18 protein-coding genes are annotated in these 23,128 nt (G+C 47.9%); 11 read left to right on the forward strand and 7 right to left on the reverse strand.

Annotated elements, in window-relative coordinates; translation table 11 throughout:
• Position 1: 1 nt before the first annotated feature.
• The 3 genes from AYK67_RS13595 to AYK67_RS13605 form a co-directional block, all read right to left on the reverse strand.
• Positions 2–829, reverse strand: coding sequence for a carbohydrate ABC transporter permease (locus AYK67_RS13595; RefSeq protein WP_068087846.1), 828 nt, complete (start codon positions 827–829; stop codon positions 2–4).
• Between the two features lie 2 nt (positions 830–831).
• Positions 832–1,788, reverse strand: a complete 957-nt coding sequence (locus tag AYK67_RS13600; protein WP_068087848.1) for a carbohydrate ABC transporter permease — start codon at positions 1,786–1,788, stop codon at positions 832–834.
• 144 nt (positions 1,789–1,932) lie between these two features.
• Complete coding sequence (locus tag AYK67_RS13605; protein WP_068087850.1) at positions 1,933–3,195, reverse strand: ABC transporter substrate-binding protein; 1,263 nt, start codon at positions 3,193–3,195, stop codon at positions 1,933–1,935.
• A gap of 469 nt (positions 3,196–3,664) precedes the next feature.
• On the opposite strand from AYK67_RS13605, the gene AYK67_RS13610 reads away from it, so the two are divergent.
• Both AYK67_RS13610 and AYK67_RS13615 read left to right on the forward strand, forming a co-directional pair.
• Entirely contained in the window at positions 3,665–4,726 is a 1,062-nt protein-coding gene (locus tag AYK67_RS13610; protein WP_068087852.1) for a substrate-binding domain-containing protein, read from the forward strand.
• 101 nt (positions 4,727–4,827) lie between these two features.
• Positions 4,828–5,994, forward strand: coding sequence for an acetyl-CoA acetyltransferase (locus tag AYK67_RS13615; protein ID WP_068087988.1), 1,167 nt, complete (start codon positions 4,828–4,830; stop codon positions 5,992–5,994).
• Between the two features lie 75 nt (positions 5,995–6,069).
• Here AYK67_RS13615 and AYK67_RS13620 read toward each other — a convergent pair whose 3' ends face one another.
• Positions 6,070–6,963 (reverse strand): hypothetical protein, encoded by an 894-nt coding sequence (locus tag AYK67_RS13620; RefSeq protein ID WP_068087854.1) that lies wholly within the window; start codon positions 6,961–6,963, stop codon positions 6,070–6,072.
• A gap of 577 nt (positions 6,964–7,540) precedes the next feature.
• Between AYK67_RS13620 and cysG the strand changes: the two genes are divergently transcribed.
• The 5 genes from cysG (at position 7,541) to AYK67_RS13645 (ending at position 12,397) form a co-directional block, all read left to right on the forward strand.
• Positions 7,541–8,986, forward strand: coding sequence for a siroheme synthase CysG (cysG, locus tag AYK67_RS13625; RefSeq protein ID WP_068087991.1), 1,446 nt, complete (start codon positions 7,541–7,543; stop codon positions 8,984–8,986).
• An 11-nt stretch (positions 8,987–8,997) separates the two neighbouring features.
• Positions 8,998–9,297, forward strand: coding sequence for a DUF2849 domain-containing protein (locus AYK67_RS13630; protein WP_068087857.1), 300 nt, complete (start codon positions 8,998–9,000; stop codon positions 9,295–9,297).
• Between the two features lie 57 nt (positions 9,298–9,354).
• Positions 9,355–11,013, forward strand: a complete 1,659-nt coding sequence (locus AYK67_RS13635; protein ID WP_068087860.1) for a nitrite/sulfite reductase — start codon at positions 9,355–9,357, stop codon at positions 11,011–11,013.
• Positions 11,000–11,797 (forward strand): phosphoadenylyl-sulfate reductase, encoded by a 798-nt coding sequence (locus tag AYK67_RS13640; RefSeq protein WP_156453169.1) that lies wholly within the window; start codon positions 11,000–11,002, stop codon positions 11,795–11,797. The genes AYK67_RS13635 and AYK67_RS13640 overlap by 14 nt, the downstream gene beginning before the upstream one ends.
• 78 nt (positions 11,798–11,875) lie before the next feature.
• Positions 11,876–12,397, forward strand: a complete 522-nt coding sequence (locus AYK67_RS13645; protein ID WP_068087863.1) for a DUF934 domain-containing protein — start codon at positions 11,876–11,878, stop codon at positions 12,395–12,397.
• A gap of 68 nt (positions 12,398–12,465) precedes the next feature.
• On the opposite strand, the gene AYK67_RS13650 is transcribed toward AYK67_RS13645, so the two are convergent.
• Complete coding sequence (locus tag AYK67_RS13650) at positions 12,466–13,674, reverse strand: TsoY family (seleno)protein (protein WP_068087865.1); 1,209 nt, start codon at positions 13,672–13,674, stop codon at positions 12,466–12,468.
• A gap of 298 nt (positions 13,675–13,972) precedes the next feature.
• Here AYK67_RS13650 and AYK67_RS13655 point away from each other — a divergent pair, with 298 nt between their 5' ends.
• Both AYK67_RS13655 and AYK67_RS13660 read left to right on the forward strand, forming a co-directional pair.
• On the forward strand, positions 13,973–15,847 hold the full coding sequence (locus AYK67_RS13655) for an ABC transporter ATP-binding protein (RefSeq protein WP_068087868.1): 1,875 nt from the start codon (positions 13,973–13,975) through the stop codon (positions 15,845–15,847).
• A 104-nt stretch (positions 15,848–15,951) separates the two neighbouring features.
• Positions 15,952–17,409, forward strand: a complete 1,458-nt coding sequence (locus tag AYK67_RS13660) for an aldehyde dehydrogenase family protein (protein ID WP_068087871.1) — start codon at positions 15,952–15,954, stop codon at positions 17,407–17,409.
• Here AYK67_RS13660 and AYK67_RS13665 read toward each other — a convergent pair.
• Together AYK67_RS13665 and AYK67_RS13670 are read right to left on the reverse strand one after the other, a co-directional pair.
• The gene (locus AYK67_RS13665) at positions 17,369–18,682 is read right to left on the reverse strand and encodes a GGDEF domain-containing response regulator (RefSeq protein WP_068087874.1); all 1,314 of its coding nucleotides are present in this window, start codon (positions 18,680–18,682) and stop codon (positions 17,369–17,371) included. The genes AYK67_RS13660 and AYK67_RS13665 overlap by 41 nt on opposite strands.
• A gap of 237 nt (positions 18,683–18,919) precedes the next feature.
• The gene (locus AYK67_RS13670) at positions 18,920–20,305 is read right to left on the reverse strand and encodes a glutamine synthetase family protein (protein ID WP_068087881.1); all 1,386 of its coding nucleotides are present in this window, start codon (positions 20,303–20,305) and stop codon (positions 18,920–18,922) included.
• A 480-nt stretch (positions 20,306–20,785) separates the two neighbouring features.
• Between AYK67_RS13670 and AYK67_RS13675 the strand changes: the two genes are divergently transcribed.
• On the forward strand, positions 20,786–21,883 hold the full coding sequence (locus AYK67_RS13675) for a polyamine ABC transporter substrate-binding protein (RefSeq protein ID WP_068087883.1): 1,098 nt from the start codon (positions 20,786–20,788) through the stop codon (positions 21,881–21,883).
• 78 nt (positions 21,884–21,961) lie between these two features.
• Positions 21,962–23,125, forward strand: a complete 1,164-nt coding sequence (locus AYK67_RS13680) for an ABC transporter ATP-binding protein (RefSeq protein ID WP_068087884.1) — start codon at positions 21,962–21,964, stop codon at positions 23,123–23,125.
• Positions 23,126–23,128: the final 3 nt, after the last annotated feature.

Genomic DNA, 23,128 nt, shown 5'->3' on the forward strand with positions numbered 1-23,128 from the left:
ATTATCCTTTAACAGCGCCGGCAGTCAGACCGGCAACGATTTTACGTTGGAAAATGAGCACAAGAGCAACAATCGGCACGGTCACCACCACAGATGCCGCCATAATATTACCCCATGGCAATTCGTATTTGCTGGCACCAGACATCAGGGCAATTGCCACAGGTACGGTGCGTACTTCATTCACAAGGGTGAAAGTGAGTGCAAACAGGAACTCGTTCCAGGCACTAATGAAGGCAAGCAAGCCTGTGGTAACCAGTGCAGGCCACATCAGGGGCAAGAAAACCCGGCGCACAATCACAAACGGGGAAGCGCCATCAACAATCGCAGCTTCTTCAAGCTCTTTTGGAAGTTCCTTCATGAAAGTGGTCAGCACCCAAACCGTAAACGGCAAGGTCAACACGGTGTTTGGTACAATCAGGCCCGGCAGGGAGTTATAAATCCCCAGCGCACGGATCAGCTCGAACATGCCCGACAAAATCGCTACCTGCGGGAACATGGATACCGAAAGAATGGTCATCAGCAGCAGGCCGCGCCCTTTAAAGTGGATACGCGCCAAGGCATAGGAAGCGGTCACAGCAAGAGCTAGCGAAATAGTCACCACAGTCGTTGCAACAAGAATAGAGTTGAGAATGTTGGTGCCAAACGGCTGCTCTTCAAAAATCGAAATGTAGTTTCGAATGTTAACCGAATTGGGCAAGACTGAAGCGCTAAACAACTCTGTGCCGCCGCGAAACGAGGTGATAATAGCGTAGTAGAACGGAAATACCGAAACCACCACAATCAGAGCAACCAGCGCATAGAACAATGATGTTTTAATTTTCTTATGCATCCCTATGCCTCCTCAGAGAGCTTGACTTTGCCAGCTGTCAAGGTCACAGCAGTGAACAGGGCAATAATGAGGAACAGCAGTGTTGCGGCCGCAGAGCCATAACCAACCTCTTGGAAATCCACCAGTTGCTGGCGGGCATATACCGACATCGACATGGTATTGGTCGAGCTGGAAGTGAGTACGTAAATCAAGTCGAAAATTCGCAGTGCATCTAGAGCGCGGAAAACGATCGCCACCATTAAGGCCGGACGAATGAGCGGTAGGGTTATTTTGAAGAAAACCTTCACAGGATGTACACCATCAACCTTCGCCGCCTCGTAAATGTCGCTTGGCAACATTTGCAAGCCCGCCAAAATCAGCAGTGCCATGAATGGAGTGGTTTTCCAAACATCCACCATAATCACCGACCACATGGCCGTGTCGGGGTTGGCGGTCCAGGCAATTGGCTCATGAATAAGCCCAACACTCATGAGCATACCATTGATAATGCCCAGCTGGTCATGCAGCATCCAGCCCCACATCTTGGCCGAAACGATTGTTGGAATACCCCATGGAATAAGTACAGCAGCCCGCACAATTCCACGGCCCTTAAAGCTGGCATGGAGAACAAGCGCCACGGCCATACCAAATATGGTTTCAAGGCTAACAGATATCAGCGAGAATTTAACGGTATTCCAAACAGCATTCCACCATTCGGGGTCTACGAGCAAGCCGTAGGTCTCGCCATCATAAACAGCGTAAAAGTTTTCAAATCCGATGAATTGCGCTGAAGATAAATCCGTCAGGTTCGCATCGGTGAAAGCCAGGTAAATTGTGCGTATTAAAGGCCAGCCGGCAACAGCGGCAAGCACAATAAGCATAGGTGCCAGAAAGAGAAGCGCGGCGCGTAATCGGCTCGCAGTCAAATTTGAGCGCTTGACTTTGGTCAACGGGGGGGAAGAGTTGGGTGCAGTTGACATACTATCAATCCTGGCAGAGTGAATAGTGAAGATATATTAACACTAATTCAAACTGCGTTCGAAACAGCAATAGTTCTGTTCAAGTCAATTGTTATAGCCAACTCCCCGCCAGATCACTCCGACGGGAAGTCTGGAGGTATTTATTTACCAGGATTTGCGCTTAATGCGCTTCAGGTCTTTTTCAAGTTTGGTCAGTGAGGCATTAGCAGTTGCTTTACCGCTGATAACGGTGTGCACAGCGTTGTAGAATGCGTTGGAAACTTTATTGTAGTTGGCCCCTGTTGCGCGAGATGGTCGGGCAACCGCATTACTAAAGGTATCCAGCAACTCGCCCATGAATGGGTTGGCTTTCAAAACATCCTTATCGGCATAAAGACTAGGGATAGTCGGGTTATAGGAACCTTCAAGTGCGTTCATTTTCTGAACTTCTTTTGAAGTCAGCCACAATGCCAAAGAGGCTGCGGCATCTTTATTTTTGCTGTATTTGGAAACAGCAATCTGCCAGCCGCCCAAGGCACCGGTTTGCTTACCGTTGTCACCGCCTTTGGGAAGTGCAGCAACACCAACTTTACCTTTAATAGGAGAATCCGCGCCCTGTGCTAGAGACCAAGCATATGGCCAGTTACGCATGAATACGGCATTGCCAGACTGGAAAACGCCGCGTGCATCTTCTTCCATGTAGTTCAATACGCCTTCAGGGGCAATATTACCAACCCAGCTGGCTGCCAGCTCAAGAGCTTTTTTCGCATTCGGGTTGTTAATGGTTATGTCACCCTCTGGGTTCACGATGCCGCCACCGCCAAAGCTGTCAACCCACTCAATGGCGTCACATGTTAATCCCTCATAGGCTTTTGCTTGGTAAACAAAACCCCAAATTTTATCGTTACCTGCTTTGCGCTCGCCATCTTGAACTTCTTTTGCAGTTGCAGTCAGTTCTTCCCAGGATTTCGGAGCTTCCTTGCCGTATTTTTCGAGCAAGTCTTTACGGTAGAACAACAAACCGGCGTCGGTGTATTGCGGCATGGCAACCAGCTTGCCCTTGTAGGTGTTGTTGGCAACAATCGGCTGGAAGTAATCTTTTTCAATGCCTTTGGAGTAAGGCTTCAGGTCCAACAAGTGACTGCCTAAAATACCAGGCCAAATCACATCAATCTGGAAAACATCAATATCGTTAGAACCGGAGCTCAAAATCTGTTGGTATAGGGCCAAGCGTTCTGTCGAAGACTGGGGAACGCTGACGATCTTTGCAGTATTGCCAGTTTTTTCTTCCCACATTTTTACTTGTTTAACGCACAGGTCGTGACCTTGGCCAACAGTATCACAGGTTACTGAAACCTCGGCAGCATTGGCTGCGCCAAAGCCTGCAACGGCAAATACTGTACCTAGAAGTGTTGCGCGAATCTTCATCGAGATACCTCCCTTTAGTAACTCAATTTTCACTGCCAGCTGTCCTCCGGTGGCAGCGATATCATTGCAAATCCCTGCTTAACACAGGGGCACTTTAAGCGGCAAAAAATATTGTCATCTGTAATATCCAAAGCGCTTCGGAAACAATCTTTGACTCAGCAACTACAAGCTGTCAAGGGGGAAACTGTCGCTTACTGAGTGAAATATGCGCAGAGAATATGTGATAAAACCTACTAATCAATAGGGTATTTCAATTTTAATAAGTAGTATCACTATGATATATTAGTGTTGACAAGTAATGGTGCAGCCTAAGAATTATCTAGACGTGTTGTTGAAGTTGGCTCATAATCCGAAGCGCTTTGGGTATTTGCCCGAAAGTTTTACACTGGCTAACAACTTTCGCAGAAAGTTGCAGGACAACCCGCCGCGTTTGGTATATCTAGCTCCTGAAGATTTTGGATAAATATCAATGCAGACACAACAGCGTAAAAGTTCCCAACCAAAAGTGACTAATTTAAAGTCGCTTGCCAACCATTTGGGCCTATCGCAAACAACCGTGTCACGAGCATTGAATGGGTATTCCGATGTTTCCATAGCCACAAAGGAAAGAGTGCGCAAAGCGGCCGAAGAGCTAGGCTATCGCCCCAATGCAAGTGCCCGGCGTTTGGCTACAGGGCGTTCCAATGTGATCGGTATTGCCTTTCCGACCGAGCATAGCTTGTTGGTAGAACCCAATTTTATGGAGTTTTTAGCAGGGCTTTCAGAAAATGCTGCCGCTAATGATGCTGATATTATGATCTCGGCCACCACCGGTTTTGAAAGCGATGTTTACGAACGTTTTGCTCTGCGAGGCTCGGTAGATCTGGTCGTGCTTTCCAATATTTACCTATCAGAGGAGCGCATTGGCCGGCTTAAACAGCTTGGCTTGCCCTTTATTGTTCATGGTACGGCACCTTCAAGCTATAGCTATGCTTATCTTGATATCGATAATTATAGTGTTTTCTATGAGCCCACAAAACTACTGCTCGGGCTCGGGCACAAGCGCATTGCCATACTCAATGGTGAGCGCGATAGAACCTTTGCGATTGACCGTCGTAATGGCTACCAAAGCGCTTTGGAAGAGCGCGATATCCAGCCCGATCCGGAGCTGCAATATCATTCGGAAATGTCCGAATCCTTTGGTTACGCGCATATGAAAAAGCTACTCGCTCTCAAAGAGCCGCCAACTGCGGTTCTTTGCTCCCATGTACTTATGGCAAAGGGGGTCTATAGAGCCTGTAGCAAGGCGGGTAAGGTGGTTGGTCGCGATATTTCCGTTTTTGCTCACGATGATGTCCTACCCACATTTGATGTCGAGCAATTTGAACCTCCCTTAGCCACCACAAGGTCATCCTTGCGTGAGGCGGGTAAAGAGGTCGCGCAAATGGCGCAACGTATGCTGGACGGTGCGCCAATAGAGGAATTGCAACAAAAGTGGAGGGTTGAATTCGTTTATCGACCCTCCATAGCTGCGGTGCCCTATAAAGTGTAGCGGCAGATACACTTCAACTAGTATCCTATTGCACTTGCAAGCAAGCAGTGAAACCATTGCGTCACTATGGAATATCACCTAATTCCTGGCAGTGGGAGGATATCATGGCCGCAATAACCGGTTGGGCGCATACCCCCTTTGGCAAGCATGCCGAAGAAACCGTTGAAACCCTAATCACAAAGGTCACGCGTGAGGCAATTGCCGACGCGGGCTTAGAGCCGCAAGAGATCGACGAAATTATCTTGGGCCACTTTAATGCGGGCTTTTCCAAGCAGGACTTTACCGCATCCCTTGTATTGCAGGCCAGTGATGCACTACGTTTCAAACCGGCGACACGGGTCGAAAATGCATGTGCTACCGGTTCCGCTGCGGTCCACCAAGGGGCGCGTGCAGTCGATTCGGGTTCGGCTCGCCATGTACTGGTGGTGGGTGTTGAGCAAATGACCACAACTCCGGGACCGCAAATCGGCGAAAATCTGCTCAAAGCCTCCTACCTGCCAGAAGATGGCGACACGCCCGCTGGCTTTGCGGGTGTATTTGGCAAAATTGCAGGGCTGTATTTCCAAAAATATGGCGACCAAAGCGAGGCCCTGGCCCACATCGCCAGTAAAGCGCATAAAAACGGCATGAACAATCCGTACGCACAAATGCGCAAAGAGTTGAGCGTTGATTTTTGCCTTAATGAAAGTGAAAAAAACCCGTTCGTGGCTGGGCCTTTGAAGCGCTCCGATTGCTCGCTGGTCTCAGATGGTGCCGCAGCGCTGGTGTTAAGTGACGATCAAACGGCACTGGCCGCGCAAAAGGCGGTTGCTTTCCGCGCTCGTGCCCACAAGCAAGATTTTCTCCCGCTCTCCAAGCGCGATATCCTGCAGTTTGAAGGCTGCAAAGCGGCATGGCATGAGGCGCTCAGTGCAGCAGGCCTTGAAATAACCGATCTCTCCCTTGTCGAAACCCATGATTGCTTCACAATTGCCGAGTTGATTGAATACGAAGCGATGGGGCTAACACCAGAGGGGCAGGGCGCGGTTGCCGCACTTGAAGGCTGGACACAAATGGGCGGTAAATTACCGGTCAACCCTTCCGGCGGCCTCAAAGCCAAGGGCCACCCCATAGGTGCAACAGGTGTTTCCATGCATGTGCTTGCAGCGATGCAACTCACCGGTACAGCCAACGGTATTCAGGTGCCCAATGCCGAACTGGCAGGTATTTTTAACATGGGCGGTGCAGCGGTGGCCAACTATGTGTCGATCCTACAGCGCTTGCGTTAGGCCTGTGACTTCTTGAGCTGCATAAACCTAAATAAAATGGGGGAATAAGCTTCCCCCATGAAATGCAGGTGTCTTTTAGCGGCGCGACTCCTCAGCTTCACGAATATCAAAGCTAGTGCCGCCTCCTTGTTGACGGATTAATTCTTCAATCTTATCAAGCGTCTTTTGGGTATCTCGATTATTGTTGTTAATGGCAAAGGCGAGTTGATAGGCAATAGAAAGCTGGTTTCTTTTAATAATTGCGATGCTTTCTTCCATATCCGCAAGTTCTTGGTTGTTCTTTGCGGGAAGTGTGTTTTGTGCATCCAGTTTTTCCTGCAAATTGGCAAGGGTCACTTGCAGTTCCTCAATGCGTCCAGCATCCGCCTCTGTAGAATAATCGGTGGAATAATACTGGCTGTATAAAAACTGCCCCAGCGAAAGCGCAATCGCAACGCTTACGGCTGCCATGCTGCCCCATAAAAAGCGGTTATTTGTTTTTACTGTGTGGTTCATATCCGCTTCTTCTATGTGAGAGATAAGAGCCTCGGCCCTTTCTTGAAATTTATCGGATAAATGTTGTCCGCCCTTGGAAAGACTACGCAAATTCTGCAAGCGCTGCTCAATGACAGCAAGCGACTTATCTTCAGGCGAATGCCGGTCATTGGCTGTGAGCTGCTGTTGCTGCAATAGCTTTTTCTGAGCTTTGATTGCCTGGCGTTTATTCGACTTTTTAACCTTTGCCCGGTGCAGCCCAATGCGCTTTCTGTCCTGTAAAAATTGCTTGTGCAATTCAATGTATGGCTCAAGCACGCCGTCGAGCTGAATAAGCGATTTAATAGTTGCGGCAATCGCCTTTTCGGTTTCTGCTAAGGCTTCAAAGCTAGGCTCAAGGCTGCGCATTAAAAAAGAAGGCACTTCACCCAGATCCAAATTGCCATCCATGTCACGAAACCGTTCATGATCTAAAGCAAAAACCTGTGCACCCATGTAAACCCTCTAAATGACTATCGATAACAATATCGTATCTCTCTAAGTTACTAGGCGCCCCGCCAAAATTAGAGATAATTTACAGTTAAAATGTGATTACCTTAAATTATAAAAGGCAATCAGCTTGAATCAACAAGTTACATTCTTATGCAAACTAAATTGATATTGCAAAACTATTTATATGACCTAATATTTATCTGAAATTATTAGTTTTTTGTTTAAAATTATAAACAATGACCTTGTTTTGGCTATGAGCCGCTTTGCTGGTTGTTTTCCTGAGGTTTTCTTAAACTTATATTTTCTTCCAGACCATTTGGTTAGAAAAAAGCCCCTTAAAACACCGGTCAACGGGTAACTGAAATTCTTTTCTATACTTCTGGATTGCTTTGGAAAACCTTATCACGAGTTCTCTGCTCAATTTGGTTATTCTGCCCGCACCTGAGAAGGAGCATGACAGCTGTATCTTGAAACAGCGCATCGCGAAGCAGGTTGGGCAGGAGAAAAGAAAATGCAAGTTGGCAAGGCCGAAAACAGCAATAGCGCACTAAAGCACGCTCAAAATGCCGTGCAGCCAGCCATGAATTGTGCCCCCACGAAAAATGCAGCCCAATCAGCGATAAAGCAAGATAAGCTCGACGTGTTCCCCATCTTCCCGCTGGTACGCGGGAAAAAAGTCGTTGTTGTTGGCCATGGCGATGAAGCTGCGGCGAAAGTAAGGTTACTGGGTGAAACCTCCGCAGATATCCAGAAAATTCACCCGCAAAACTTCACAGCCGCCCAATTGCAAGGCGCTGTTCTGGTGATCGTGGTAACAGAAGATGAAGCGCAAGATATTCACATCGCCGCAACAGCCAAAGCCATGCATATTCCAGTAAATGTGGTGGACCGTCCCCACCTCTGCGATTTTTATGTGGGTGCCTTGGTCAATCGGGCACCGGTTGCGGTTGCCATCACCTCAACGGGTGTCGGGCCTGTATATGCCCGCCACATTCGCGCACAAATCGAAGCACTGTTACCGCCCGCGGCCGGTCGTCTGGCAACACTGGCCCATAGCCTGCGCGATACTGTGGGCAAAGTTATCGGCACAGCAAAAGCCCGTCGCCATTTCTGGGCGCGCTTCTTTAAAGGTGCTGTGGCTCAGGCCATGTTGGCGGGGGATGAAAATACCGCAAGATCACAAGCACAGCGCCTGCTTAATGGCGAACAACAACAAACAGGCCATGTCTATCTTGTCGGCGCGGGGCCGGGGGCCGAAGACTTGCTCACACTACGCGCCCAACGGGTGCTGCAAGAGGCCGATGTTATTTTGTATGACGCCTTGGTGCCGCAAGCCGTCGTTGCTATGGGGCGGCGCGATGCCACCCGCGTTTATGTGGGTAAGCGCAAGGGCAACCACGCGCTGTCACAACAACAAATCAATGAATTACTGGTTGAAAAAGCCCTAAAGGGTCTTAACGTCGTGCGCCTCAAGGCAGGCGATCCACTCATATTTGGCCGTGCTGGTGAAGAAATGGCAGCCCTTCAAGCAGCCCAAATCACCTACAGCGTTGTACCTGGTATCACGGCCATGGCAGCAGCAGCCAGTAGCGCCAACTTGCCTCTAACACTGCGCGGCGTTTCCAGCTCGATTATTACGGTCACAGGTCACGATCAAAACGGCGAAACCTTGAAAAATTGGCAGGCGCAGCTGCTAAGCGGTGCCACACTGGCCATTTACATGGGTAAAACCAAAGGGGCGCAAATCGCGCAAAAGCTCATCAAGGGCGGTGTCGCGGCCCATACACCAGCCATGGCTGTAGAAAATGCCTCGCAGCACAACGAACGTATTTTTACCGGCACACTGGCTGATCTACCAATCTTTGCAGGTAACGAAAGCGTCACCGGCCCCAGCTTAATCATTATCGGAGAAGCTGTCGCGCATGCGCACATCGAAAACGCCTTACCGCTCAATCAAGAAATAGTGCCGGCAACAGCACAACAACAATCGCCAATTACAGGCAGCACAAATGCCGTTGCTGCCTAGGGAGACAAGCCATGAAATTAATCACAGCCAATCGTTTATTAAATGGCGAAGTCGTCTGGTTAGGCGCAGAGGGGCAGTGGGTTTCAAGCTTCACAAAGGCCACCCCGCTAGAAACCGCAGAGCAGTTGGAAGCAGCCGAAAAACGGGCACAAGCCGATAGCGACAATCAACTGGTGCTCGGTGCATACTCCATTGAGGTCTGTATGGAAGCGGGCGAGTTCAAGCCGGTTCAACTGAAAGAAGTAATACGCGCCCAAGGCCCCACCACCCGTTTAGATTTGGGCAAACAGGCATCATCCCACCAGCTGTAAAGCCGAGCCTTTAAGTGGCGATAAGGCAGCAAGCTTTAATCTGGAAGGTTATAAAAAATGTATCGTTATGATGAATTCGACCGCGACTTTGTAGATCAGCGGGTAAAACAATTTGAAGACCAGGTAAGCCGCCGTCTATCCGGCGAATTGAGCGAAGACGAGTTTAAACCGCTGCGCCTCATGAATGGGCTGTACTTGCAACTCCATGCCTACATGCTGCGGGTGGCAATCCCCTATGGCAGCCTCAACGCACGCCAAATGCATAAGCTGGCTCATATTGCCCGTGAGTACGATCAAGGCTATGCCCACTTCACCACCCGCCAAAACGTCCAGTTCAACTGGCCGACGCTGGAACAAACCCCGCAAATCTTGAAAGAACTGGCGGGGGTGGAAATGCACGCCATCCAGACCTCGGGCAACTGCATTCGCAACGTTACCTCCGATCATTTCGCAGGTGCTGCGGGCGATGAAATTGCCGACCCGCGCGTCTATGCCGAAATCTTGCGGCAATGGTCATCACTGCATCCCGAATTCTCGTTCCTGCCGCGCAAGTTTAAAATTGCCATTACCGGTGCCGTGCACGACCGCGCCGCCGTACAAGTGCACGATATCGGCCTACAACTTGCCAAAAATGCGCAGGGTGAAGTTGGCTTTAAGGTGTTTGTCGGTGGCGGTTTGGGTCGCACGCCAATGATTGGCCGCTTGGTGCGCGAATTTTTGCCACAAGAGCACCTGCTGGCCTATTGCGAGGCCATTGTCCGCGTTTACAACCTGTATGGCCGCCGCGATAACAAGTACAAAGCGCGTATCAAAATACTGGTACACGAAACCGGCTTGGAAACCTTGAAAGGCGATATCGAAGCCGAATTCGAGCGCATTAAAGATGGTGTCCTCTCTCTGCCAGCGGCGGAGGTGGACCGCATTAACAGCTACTTTGCGCCACCAACCTTTGAGCAGCTGCCCTATACCGCCGAAAATCTAGAAGCAGCCAAAGCCACTGATCGCGATCTGGCGCAGTTCGTCCAGCGCAATTTGCACGCCCACAAGGCGGCGGGTTATGCCAGCCTCACCATATCGCTCAAGGCCATTGGCGAAGCGCCGGGCGATGCCACCGCCGAGCAAATGGATGTGGTTGCGCAACTGGCAAGCACATATGGACACGATGAAATTCGCGTCACCCACGAGCAAAATCTGGTGCTGCCACATGTTAAACTAACAGATGTGCCCGCCATTTACGCCCAGCTGCAAAAGCACGGTTTGGCAACGCCGAACGCTGGGCTGGTAACGGATATGATCGCCTGCCCGGGGCTGGATTATTGCGCCCTTGCCAATGCCCGCTCCATACCGGTTGCCCAGGAGATTTCACAGCGTTTCGCCCAAAACAGCCGCCAGCAAGAGCTGGGGGATTTGAAACTCAAAATCTCCGGCTGCATCAACGCCTGTGGCCACCACCACGTGGGCCATATCGGTATTCTAGGGGTCGATCGTAAAGGCGAAGAGCTCTATCAGCTTACCCTCGGTGGCTCAGCTGATGAAAACACCAGCATTGGCAAAATCATTGGCCGTGGCTTCCCGCGCAACGAAATTGCCGGTGCGGTGGAAACTGTCGTCAACGCATATGAGGGCCTGCGTGATAACCCTCAGGAAAGCTTTATCGAAACCTACCGCCGTGTGGGGCCCGAGCCATTCAAGGAGGCGCTCTATGGCACCGCTTAGCCCTCAGCAGGTATTGGGGCAAGTTAATCAAGCTGCTCTGGCAAGCGAGTCCGCTGCCGGGCAGCATCTTAATGATCTAACAGCCCATATTGCGCAATTAAACAGCCGCTTCGACGATGCCTGCGCCGAGGATATCTTGGCAGCAGCCATTGAAAACTTGTTCACGGGGCAAATGGCACTCGTCTCCAGTTTCGGTGCCGATTCCTCGGTTCTGCTGCACATGGCCGCGCAAATCGACAAACAAATTCCCGTGGTGTTTGTCGATACCGGCAAGCTGTTCGGCGAAACCAAACGCTACCGCGACCAGCTTATCGAAACGCTGGGGCTGCAAGGGGTGCGCTCGGTCAAGCCGGAGGCAGCAAATATCGCCAGCGAAGATGCTAAGGGCAGCCTATGGTTCAACGATAGCGACCGCTGCTGCCACATTCGCAAAGTGGTACCGCTGGAAAAAGCGCTGGGCGGTTACAAGGCTTGGATCTCGGGGCGCAAGCGTCACCAGTCCAGCACCCGTGCCAGCCTGCAACATTTCGAGTTGGATCAAGGGCGGGTTAAAATCAACCCGTTGGCCTCGTGGAGCGCCAAGCAGGTGCTCGACTATGCCAAGCGCCATAAGCTGCCACCACATCCGCTGGTTGCTCAAGGTTACCCGTCTATCGGCTGCATGCCCTGCACCGATAAAGTGGCCGAAGGGGAAGACCCGCGTGCCGGGCGTTGGCGTGGCAAAAACAAGACCGAGTGCGGGATTCATTTCCCAATCAAACAGGCAGGAAATGAGGCGAGTTGATATGAAATCACTTCAGCAACCCGCCCCGCAATTACCGTTTAGTCGCCGCTGGGCGCACCTTAAAACCAAGGTTGGCATATGAACCATTCTGTATACAAAAATGGGCAGATTTGCACCAATAGTTGGACGATTTTCGCACGAAATGAAGTCGATTTTGAACAGGGTGATCACCTGTTCGATTTTGGCGATTTTTTAGCACTGGCAGAGCAGGGCGCACTTCCCTCATCCGCCCAAGTCCGCTTGGCGGTGAAGGTCAATGTCGGCGATGAAGTCGAAAAGCTCGGCCCGTGGCTGGAAAAACTGTCGATGATAGCAGTCGATTTCCCCGCCTTTAGCGATGGTCGCGGCTTTTCTTCCGCACGTCTCTTACGTGAACAGCTTGGATATAAAGGGGAAATACGGGCAACGGGTCATTATATCCTCGACCAGATATCGCTCATGCAGCGCTGCGGTATTGATAGTTTCCTGCTGGAAAACCCGCACCTACAAGCCGCATTGGAAAAAGGCCACCTTAACGAGGTCCGCCTCTATACCCAACCGGCGATAGGCAGCGAGTCTAAAGCCCAAAACGCGCGCCCTTGGTTGCGAAAAGCAAATTAACCTATTGAGAATAAATAAAAAGAGGCTGGTACTACCCAGCCTCTACTTTTGGTTTTGATATTTAAATTTTATTCTGCAGCTTGCAACTGTGCTCCGGCTTCTTCCTTCAAAAGCTTACTATTCAATTTGAAGAACAGCCATACCGTTACCAGTTGTACGGCAATGATTGGTGCGTAGAGAGCGAAGTAAGCCGTTGAAAGATAAGCAACAACGCCAATTTTAACCAGTCCGGCATTAATCAGGAAATTGCCAAAAACGAACAGCGCAACACCAGGGCAAACCAGGGCATAAGAGCTTGGGGATTTCTCGGGACCGGAAATCCAGCGGTCATAATAGCCGACCTTCTTCATCACCGACCAGCCAATTAAGCCGAACAAAAGCTGGATAGAAAACAGCACACTAAAGAAGGCAAAATTACCAGAGGCGGTCACAACCCCATCAAAGTTATGGGCCATTGCCATTTTCAGCCGATACAGCGCAATACCAACAACAGTGATAAAAGGAATGAGAATCCAAAGGGTTGGCGTGGTCTCACCGGCAGCTTTGTGCTCCATCATCGAGCGGAAACCAAGGATCAGTTTTATAAAGCCCAGTAATATTGCGGCACTAATAAAGAACACAGAGCCCATAAAACCAAGAGCAGAAACCAGCTTTACATGGCTCATAGCAGCAACGGCAGAGAAACCAACGCCAACCATAGCAAACGAGAACACGGCAATCATCTGCCCAAGGCTGTTATTCTTCGCGCAATCATAACCGCCAGTGGTAAGACTACGGGAAATGAAGTCGAGATAAATCCGCATAGCGTAGATCCCGATTGCCGAAAAGGCGACGAGCGAGAACGGAAACAGCAACTCACGGCTTTCCCAAAGGCCAGGCACAAACAGCGCACCACCAATAAAACCGGCATTCATGGTCATGGCATAGGTTAACGGGATAGCCATTAACTGGCTCTCGGCATTAGAGTTTTTAAAACTGCTAAACCCGCTGGAAGCTTTAAATGTGCTGTATTGCTTCAAGTTCCAAACTAAAAGGCGGAGATGCATAAATATAAAATAGATAATGGCCAGCAACGCTGTGGCAATCATCGCTTGCTGTATAGTGCTGCCATTCTTTAGCAGCGGCATAAGGGTCGAATAGCTCGGTATTGGCGAACCTTTATGCGGTGTCATCCACATCAGATACATAAAGAAGCTGATCGCCAAACCACCAGCCCCGACAGAAGAAAGAAAATACAGCGGAGAGTAACGCTCCCCTAAATTTTTGAATGTGCTCATGTGTCTATCCCTTCATAATTTAAATATTAGAATATACTAAAACATAAAAATGGCAAGGGAATATTATAAATAACTAATATTTATTAAATCATTGATTATGCTGTTTAATATTTGATTTGTGGTTACTGTTACAGATAGCCTGTGTATAACTAATCGTCATTTAACGATGCATTTCGTGTTTGTCTGGTTTTGATTTTAAATTTCAATGGCAGGTAAATACCCAATCGTATTGTTGCCATTGTCTCTCATTTAATTCGCCTCTAAACTCACCTCAAAATCATTTCAGAAAGTTATTTAAATGCTCAAGCTCAGAAATTGGCTTACAGGACTGTTTAGCCCATTTGTTATTCAAGAATTGGATTGGGAGAAGCTCACGCCGATTTCTCTTATTTTATCGCTCTTAAAGCCCGTCAAATACCTGGTTTATATCTCTATAGTTCTTACCGCAGCTACTAGTCTTACAGAGGTATATATATATCATGCCATAGGGCAACTGGTTGATTATATGAGGGAAAGTGGAACAGAGAATTTCTTGACAGATCACCAAGGCTACCTTTGGTTTTTACTGTTCTTTATCCTTTGTTGGCGCTCGCTAGTTTATATATGCAGTTTTTCTCTTGCCACTTTGGGCTTACGCCTCAATTTAAATACAAAAATCCGTTGGAATGTACATCGCCGCTTCACATCACAATCAATGACGTTTTTTCAAAAGCAATTTGCCGGTAACTTAAGCTCTAAAGTTTGGTCTTCAGGTGTCTCAGGCACAGATGTATTTACAATTACTATACAACTTGTTCTTTTCATCACTGTGTTTTCAATCGCCACTGCCGTAACGCTTTTTTATGCGCACTTTATACTTGGCCTGTTGACCACTGTTTGGCTCTTGGCTTTTATTTTTGTTTGCTACAAATTTGTACCGGTAGCGCGTGAACAGGCAAAGTTAATGGCAGAAAATGCGCAGTACTGCCAAGGGCAAATTACTGATATTTATAGTAATATCTCTACTGTTAAACTTTTTGGAAATAAGGAAATTGAGCAAGCTTATGCCAAATCCGCATTCCAAAAATTCCTCACTCAAGGCTACAGGTTCATCTCCTGTATTATACTTGGCAACAGCTCTTCGCTAATAACCAATAATATTGCCATTGCGGTTTTGGGTGGGGCGACCATCTTCATTTGGCAAACCGGAGAGCTTTCAATCGGTGAAGTCGCCATGGTGCTGGGCCTAATTCTACGTCTGGAAACCAACCTCTCCCATGTTTTGACACGGCTCCTCGATCTGTTTCGTGCCTATGGGCAAGTGGAATCAACCCTCAAAGCTTCCGCCAAACCGGTTACGCTGCAAGATGCTACACAGGCAAAGCCATTTGCCTATCAAAAGGGGCAGGTTAGTTTTCAAAGCGTTGATTTTGCTTACGAAGCAGGTGGTCGTGTCCTAAAAGAATTCAATTTGGACATAAAACCGGGCGAAAAAGTCGGCCTTGTTGGCCGCTCGGGCGCGGGCAAGTCAACCATCGCGTCACTATTATTGCGCCTCTATGATTGCTCATCGGGTTCCGTCTCCATAGATGGGCAAAATATCAAAGATTTACAACAAGATAGCTTAAGACAAAAAATCGGCTTGGTTACGCAAGATACAGCACTTCTGCATCGTTCGGTTTACGACAATATCACTCTCGGTGCGCAAGATATCAGCATGGCAGATGTTGAACTCGCCGCAGAAAAAGCACAGGCTCTTGGGTTTATTAACGATCTTGAAGACAACAAGGGTCGGAAGGGGTTTGATGCCTATGTTGGCGAGCGCGGTGTCAAGCTTTCAGGCGGTCAGCGCCAGAGAATCGCATTGGCACGTGTTTTCCTGAAAAACCCGCCAATTCTTATTCTGGATGAAGCAACCTCGGCCCTCGATACTCAATTGGATAATGAAATACAGGAGGTCCTACGCGAAGTGATGGAAGGAAAAACGGTACTTGCCATAGCGCATCGCCTGTCAACCATCGCGCGTATGGATCGGCTGATCGTATTGGACGGGGGCAAACTTGTTGAAATGGGTAGCCATAAAAAGCTTATTGAAAATAATGGGTTATATGCAAACTTATGGCAAAAACAATTCCATGGTCTAAATCTTGACCAAGCAACAGAAATTCAGGCAATGCGAGTGGATTTTTCCTAAAAGACAATAAAAGGCAAAACTAACACTAAAGTCCTGACCATATTCATTGCGCAAAGATAAAGAAACTGGGTAAGCTGAACCAAAGCAATGGGGAGGAGAGGGGTATGTTGGAACAAGCTGCGCAGATTTCTGATATTACTTCTTGTATGGCGTTAATTGGTGGCCAGCAAAGCTTTGCGGCTTCAAAAGAGGTTTTAAACCTCATTAACCCGTCGACAGCTCAGGTGTTTGCACAGGTGCCCAGATGTAGTGCATCTGATGTCGGCAAAGCAGTACTTGCGGCCCAACAGGCTTATCAGGCTGGCACTTGGGGGAGTTACAGCCCTACACAAAAAATAGCGTGTTTTAGTCGCTTTGCCACTCTTCTAAGTGAGAATAGGCAAGAGCTTATTAAGCTGGAGATAAATAGTACAGGAGCGAGCGTTACCAGCATTGAGCGCCAATTGGATGCAATTGACTGCTTTATTCGCACCAATACCGCCACATCTTTCAATGCTCAGCCGTCAACCAGTGTTCTTGCAGCCGAAAACTGGCAAAACGTAACCCGTAGTCCTCGTGGTGTCATCGGTGTTATGTTGGGTTCCCATGCTGCGCTAACGGCTTTCTATTTATTGGCGGTTAATGCAGCGGCCAAGGGCAATAGTGTTGTGGTGAAGCCATCACAATCATCTGGCGCTGCTTTGTTATATATGGGAAAACTATGGCAAGACTCCGGTTTTCCTGCAGGTCAGCTGAACATAGTAACGGGTTTAAATGAAGAGGCGGGTGCCGCATTATCCCACCACCCGGACTTGGACTACTTGGTATCCATTGGCTCAAAGGCGCATATTGTACCTGTTGCAACGGCCGCCGCGAAAAGCGGTATACCCTGCAAGAATTTGGTAAACACAAAAACCACTCATGTGTGTATGGCATCAACAAATATTGAAGTATTTGTACAAGCCGTAATGGAAGATTTAAAGCTGCGCCCCTTTGCACAAACCGGCATTCGCCTTTTGGTTGAGCGAGAAATAATAGAGCGGGTTGAAGAGGTTATAAGAACAAAACTCCGTCAATGTGTGGTCGGCCCACCCAAAAGCAATGCAGATTTTGGAGCGCTTAAATCTGCGGCGCATTTACGTTCTTTAAAAGCCCTCATCCGTGAGGCAAACACCAACAAACTACCAATCATTGCAGAAGGTGCTGTAGCCCCGGGATCTAACAGTAATGGTTACTTCCATCCTTTGGTTGCGCTTGGCCCATTGCCCTATGATAACCCCTTGGTAAATGACAACAGTTTCTCACAGCTTATAACTTTGGTATCTTTGGAAGACGAGGCACAAGCCTGCCAAATCGTTAAAGAGCATTCAAAAAGCGGGCAATGGGTATTTTGGTCGCAAGATTTGCAACAGGCGCTCACATTATTGCGTTGTAGCCGCAGCCAACAAACCAGTGTGAATGGCAGTTTTCATGCCAAAGACGCACTAAGCTGTTATCAGGCTTGGCGTCCTCAGCTCGATCAAGTGATGACAAAACCGGTTGTTATTCATATGGGCTTTGCACAAAAAAGCTCTCTTTACTAGTTTGCTTGGAAGAAGGGCCAATAATCACCTTATTACGACCTTGCTGTTTGGCTTGGTAAAGGCAGGTGTCTGCCTCTCGCAGGCCAGCAAGTAGCGACGCTTCAGAGCCGGTCGAAACCCCAACACTTATGGTCGGAGTGAACAAAATATCTTTTTTGACTGCAAGTGAGCTCTTAAGTGCCCTGCGTAATTTGTTTAAAAACAACTCACAGGTTTGGGCGTCATAGTCAGGTAATATGACACAAAACTCATCGCCACCCAACCGCACGGCAATGGCGTTTTTGGGTAAGAGAGCTTTTAATTCTGCAGCAAGTGTCACAATAAGAAAGTCTCCAAGCTCGTGGCCATGTTGGTCGTTGATTTGCTTGAAGTGGTCTATGTCAATAATGGCATAGCGTGTGGTGCGCCCTTCAATCTTCAGCCTGAGGTGTTCTTGCTCTTGGTATTCGTGCAAGTAACGGCGGTTGAACATGTCTGTAAGCGGGTCTTTATTTGCCAACTCGGTTAATTCGTGAATACGATCAAGTTGGTTCAGACTCTGCGAAATTCTGAGAATCAATTCTTCAGGGCTACAGGATTTCGCAATGAAATCACTTGCTCCGCACTTTAAAAACTTAGCGGTTAATGCAGCACTAGGGGTTGCCGAAATCCCAATAACACAAAGGTCTTTCATACTGCGGGTTCTACGAACAATAGAAAGGGTCTCAAAGCCGCTTTTATCTGGTAAACCGTGGTCCAGAATCATCATGCGAATTTCAGGATGTATTGCCAGCGTGTCCAAAGCCTCTTGGGCTGTTGAAGCGAGAAGTACCTTTAAACAATAACGTGATAACCGCTCTTTTATGATAGCCAGATCCGTAAGCGAGTCGTCAACAACCAGCACCGTAGTTTTTCTGTTGCGGTCGATCCTGCCAACCAAGTCACCAAGGTAGCTTAAACTGGCAGGAGAGTCCTTTAAGATGTAATCGACAACGCCGCGATCCAGAATTTTCTGCCGTGTATGACAATCAAAACGTCCTGAAAAAACAATAGTGGGTAGATCATGCGATCTCATGAGATCAACAATCTCACCATCGTTGGCATCGGGCAAAGTTACATCAACAAGGGCCAGAAACGGTCTGTATTCCGTGTCATTTAAAGCCTCGACTGCCTCCCTGTAGTTTCTTGCAATTCTAACGGAATAAGGGCCTGAGCGTTCCACTTCATTGGCGACTATCTTTGCAAAAAAGTTAGCGTCTTCAACGAGTAAAACCTGTTGTTTCTTTCGCCACATAAAGCAGTTCACTTTTGAACTTGAGGGAGATTATTAATTAGTACGTATACTATCAGTGGTTACATAGCGTAATGAATACGCCCTGAAAAGTCTTAAATACATTTTTATTTAATAAAATACATATAAAAATATAAATTATGTAGTATGTATATTGTTATCTCTATGTAATTACATTAGTTTCACTTGTGGTTGGCTCTAGGGGAGGTTGAGATTTTATCATAAAATTGTTCGAATGTACTATACATTGAGTAATAGATATTCGCGTTCCCAAGCGCTAATGACTGACATGAACGTTTCATATTCTTCTAGTTTGACAGCGCGGTATGTGGAAACAAACTGCTTGCCAAACATAGAAATCAACTCGTCTTCTTGCTCAAATAACTCAAGTGCGTGCAACATGGTGCGTGGCAAAGCGTTTGCTGTTGCACGCATATTGCCATCCCTAGCCGTATTCGCAGGAACCTTATGCTTCATACCAGCGAAACCGGCTGCAAGAGTTGCGGCAATAACAAGGTAAGGGTTTGCATCGGAGCCGGCAATTCTGTTTTCTAGCCGCCTGTCATCAGCGGTGGAGTTGGGAACCCGAAAGCCAACGGTGCGGTTATCATGTCCCCAGTGAAAATTGGTAGGTGCAGTCGCGTTGCGGGTAAAGCGCCGGTAAGAGTTCACATAGGGGGCCATAATAGGCGTTAAAGCGGGCATGAATCTTTGTTGGCCACCAATAAAATGCATAAAAGACTGAGTACTTTGCCCTTCCTGATCGCTAAAAATATTCTGTCCGGTCTCTAAATCCACCAGTGATTGGTGAATATGCATCGCAGAGCCGGGTTGGCTTGACATCGGCTTGGCCATAAAGGTGGCATACATCTCATGACGCAGCGCGGCTTCTCGAATGGTGCGCTTGAATAAAAAAACTTGGTCCGCAAGTTCAAGTGGGTCACCATGGCGCAAATTGATTTCCATCTGCGCCGCACCTTCCTCGTGAATGAGGGTATCAATTTCCAGTCCTTGAGCCTCTGACAAATCGTAGATATCGTCAATCAACTCGTCAAACTCGTTTAGGGCAGAAATCGAGTAGGATTGCCTGCCGACTTCTGGTCGCCCGGAGCGGCCGGTAGGGGGCGTTAACGGGTAATCCGGGTCATGGTTGGGTTTGACGAGGTAGAACTCAACTTCAGGAGCTATTATGGGCTGCAGCCCTTCATCAGCATATCGCTTTAAAACCGACTTGAGTACATTTCGCGGTGCAACGGTATAAAGTTCGCCATCTTTTGTGTAGGTGTCGTGAATCAATTGTGCGGTGGGGTCGCTTTCCCACGGAACAACGGTCAATGTGGAAAGATCGGGTTTGAAAAACAAATCACCGTCATCCGGCACATGGTGAAAGTCTGCGTCATCCTCTGGGTAATCCCCGGAAATGGTTTGTGCAAATATCGACGATGGCATTGTTAAGGTGGTTGACGAAAAGAACTTTTCCGTTGGCATCATTTTGCCACGGGCAACCCCGGCAAGATCAGGTACAATACATTCAATATCGGCGATGTTACGTTCTCGTAGCCAGACTTTGGCTTCTTCCAGGTTTTTTACACCGCGCACGGGTGAATTTTGGATATTGCTTAGCATGGTCCCACAATCGAACGAGGTAGTTTTGCAGTACAAAGGCGAGTTGATATTCTATCCTGCCAATTATTTAGTCTGTCTAAAGCAAACATGCAAATGTGCGAGAGCACTTACCCGCCCCTAAGTATTATTGGGGGCAAGCAGCATTAGCTAACATTATATCACATTTAAAATAATAGGATAACTTTATTAGAATTTCCGCTTATTTTACTTTATTTAAGAGGTGGATTAGGGTGTAATTTATTTACCTGTATAAAACTCATTTGTTGAGTTGATAAAAACAAATTATCTTCAAGGATCTCTTTACACAGGTTAAACCACAAGACATTAGAGATAGAAACACACGCTATCACAAGGAAGGGGAGCTTCTGGGTGGTAAGCTGGCAAACAAACATAGTCACACGAGGAAATATCATGGTGACTTTTTGCGCTGTGGTCGACGAAAGCATAACACCACAAGCGTGAATCTAAGGAGAAGCGAGAATGTCTGGAAAGCTGGTGCCAATAGGCATAGCCGCAATTTTATTGGCAACGCCCGCAGCGTTGGCACAATCCGATCAACGCCAGTTAAACGTTTATAATTGGTCAGATTATATTGATACAGATGTTCTCAAGGAGTTTGAGAGTGAAACCGGCATCAAAGTCAAATACGATCTATTTGATTCCAATGAAGTGCTGGAAACAAAGCTATTAACTGGCAATACCGGTTACGATGTTGTTGCTCCTTCCGCCACTTTCCTTAATCGGCAAATACAAGCAGGCGTATTCCAGAAACTGGACAAATCGCAGCTGCCCAACTTAAAGCATATGCGCAAGGATATTGAAGCGCGTACCGAAAAATTTGACCCGCAAAACAGTTATTCGATCAATTATATGTGGGGCACGTCAGGTCTTGGCGTGAATAAACAAAAAATTCAAGAATTAATGCCAGATGCGCCTCTCAACAGCTGGCGTCTCCTGTTCGATGTTGACGTACTTAAGAAAATCTCAGCCTGCGGTGTTTATGTGCTTGATGAACCGGATGAAATGTTCCCTGCTGCGATGCACTATTTAGGGTTGGACCCGGATTCAAATAGCAAAGCAGACATCAATAAAGCCGCAGAGCTTCTAACGGCAATACGCCCCTATGTCCGCAAATTCCACAATTCGGAGTATGTCAACGGCTTAGCAAATGGCGACATATGCTTGGCTTATGGTTGGTCTGGTGATGTGCTGCAAGCAGGTGATCGCGCGGCAGAAGCAGATAACGGCGTTGAAGTCTCCTACGTCCTTCCGCAAGAAGGCGCGCAAATGTGGTTTGACCAATTCGCAATTCCAGCGGACGCGAAGCATGTTAGCGAGGCCCACGAGTTTTTAAACTTCATCATGCGCCCTGAAATTGCAGCAAAATTAACCGATTACGTTTGGTATGCAAACGGAAACGCAGATGCAACTTCTTTGGTTGATCCGGAAATCACATCAAACCATAATATCTACCCGACAAAAGATGTTATGAAACGTCTCTATACAATTAGCGCCAAGCCACTAAAGGCACAAAGGCTAATGAATAGGGCTTGGACAAAAGTCAAAACCGGGCAATAGCCAGAAAAAAAACCGAACTCATGCAGACCGCTAGCCGGTCTGCAACTTTTTTGATCCCGTCAACCATGGAGCAGCGTTTTGGCAAAAAAGCCACTTGGGCCAGTGCGCCGTGCATTTGCACCCTGGGAAAATCCAGAGCAGCAGCCATTTATTGAATTTCGCAATGTCACCAAACGCTTTGGTTCGTTTGTTGCTGTCGATCAGTTGTCTTTAAAAATCTATCAGCGAGAGTTCCATGCGTTATTAGGGGGCTCTGGTTGCGGTAAAACCACATTGATGCGGATGCTGGCTGGCTTTGAAACGCCAACCGAGGGCCAAATCTTTTTAGATGGCCAGGAAATTACCCGTATTCCACCTCACCGGCGGCCGGTGAACATGATGTTCCAGTCATATGCTTTATTTCCGCATTTGAATGTTGAGAAGAATATCGCTTTTGGTTTGAAGCAGGATAACTTACCTAGATCAGACATCAAACGACGGGTGGACGAAATGTTGGCTCTGGTGAAATTGGAAGCCTTTGCCAAACGAAAACCGCATCAACTTTCAGGTGGTCAACGCCAGCGAGTTGCGCTGGCACGCTCTCTTGCCAAACGTCCCAAAGTCTTATTGTTAGATGAGCCTCTGGCTGCACTAGATAAAAAGCTGCGCGAAGAAACCCAAATAGAACTTATGAACCTGCAAGAAGAGTTGCGCATGACTTTTCTAATCGTCACGCACGATCAGGAAGAGGCCATGAATTTGGCCGATAGAATATCGGTCATGAATTCGGGGCACATTTTGCAAGTTGCGACACCCGGCGAAATTTATGAGCAGCCCGTTTCAAGATATGTAGCTGACTTTATTGGTGATATTAACTTCTTCGAATGTAAGGTTACCGGTTGTCGACCACAAAATGGCGGAGCTTCGATTACGTTACACTCCGAAGAGCTTGGAAACGAAATTAAAGTGAAAGCCGGTCACCCAAGAATGATTGGCGATGCTGTGACATTTGCCATCCGCCCGGAAAAAATGCGCATCTCCTTTGAAAAGCCGCTAGATCCAAGCTTGAACACGATAAAAGGTGAGGTTTGGGATATCGCATATTTAGGCGACGTCTCCATTTATCACATTAAGGTTTCTCAGGGGCATATTGTACGTACCATCGTTGCCAACACCACACGGTTGGTAGAGCGGCCGATTTCGTGGGAAGATAAAGTTTGGCTCTCATTCGATGCAGAGGCCGGGGTTATCCTGTCGCAGTGAGGT

It is taken from the genome of Polycladidibacter stylochi (assembly GCF_001562055.1).
Lineage (GTDB): Bacteria > Pseudomonadota > Alphaproteobacteria > Rhizobiales > Stappiaceae > Pseudovibrio > Pseudovibrio stylochi.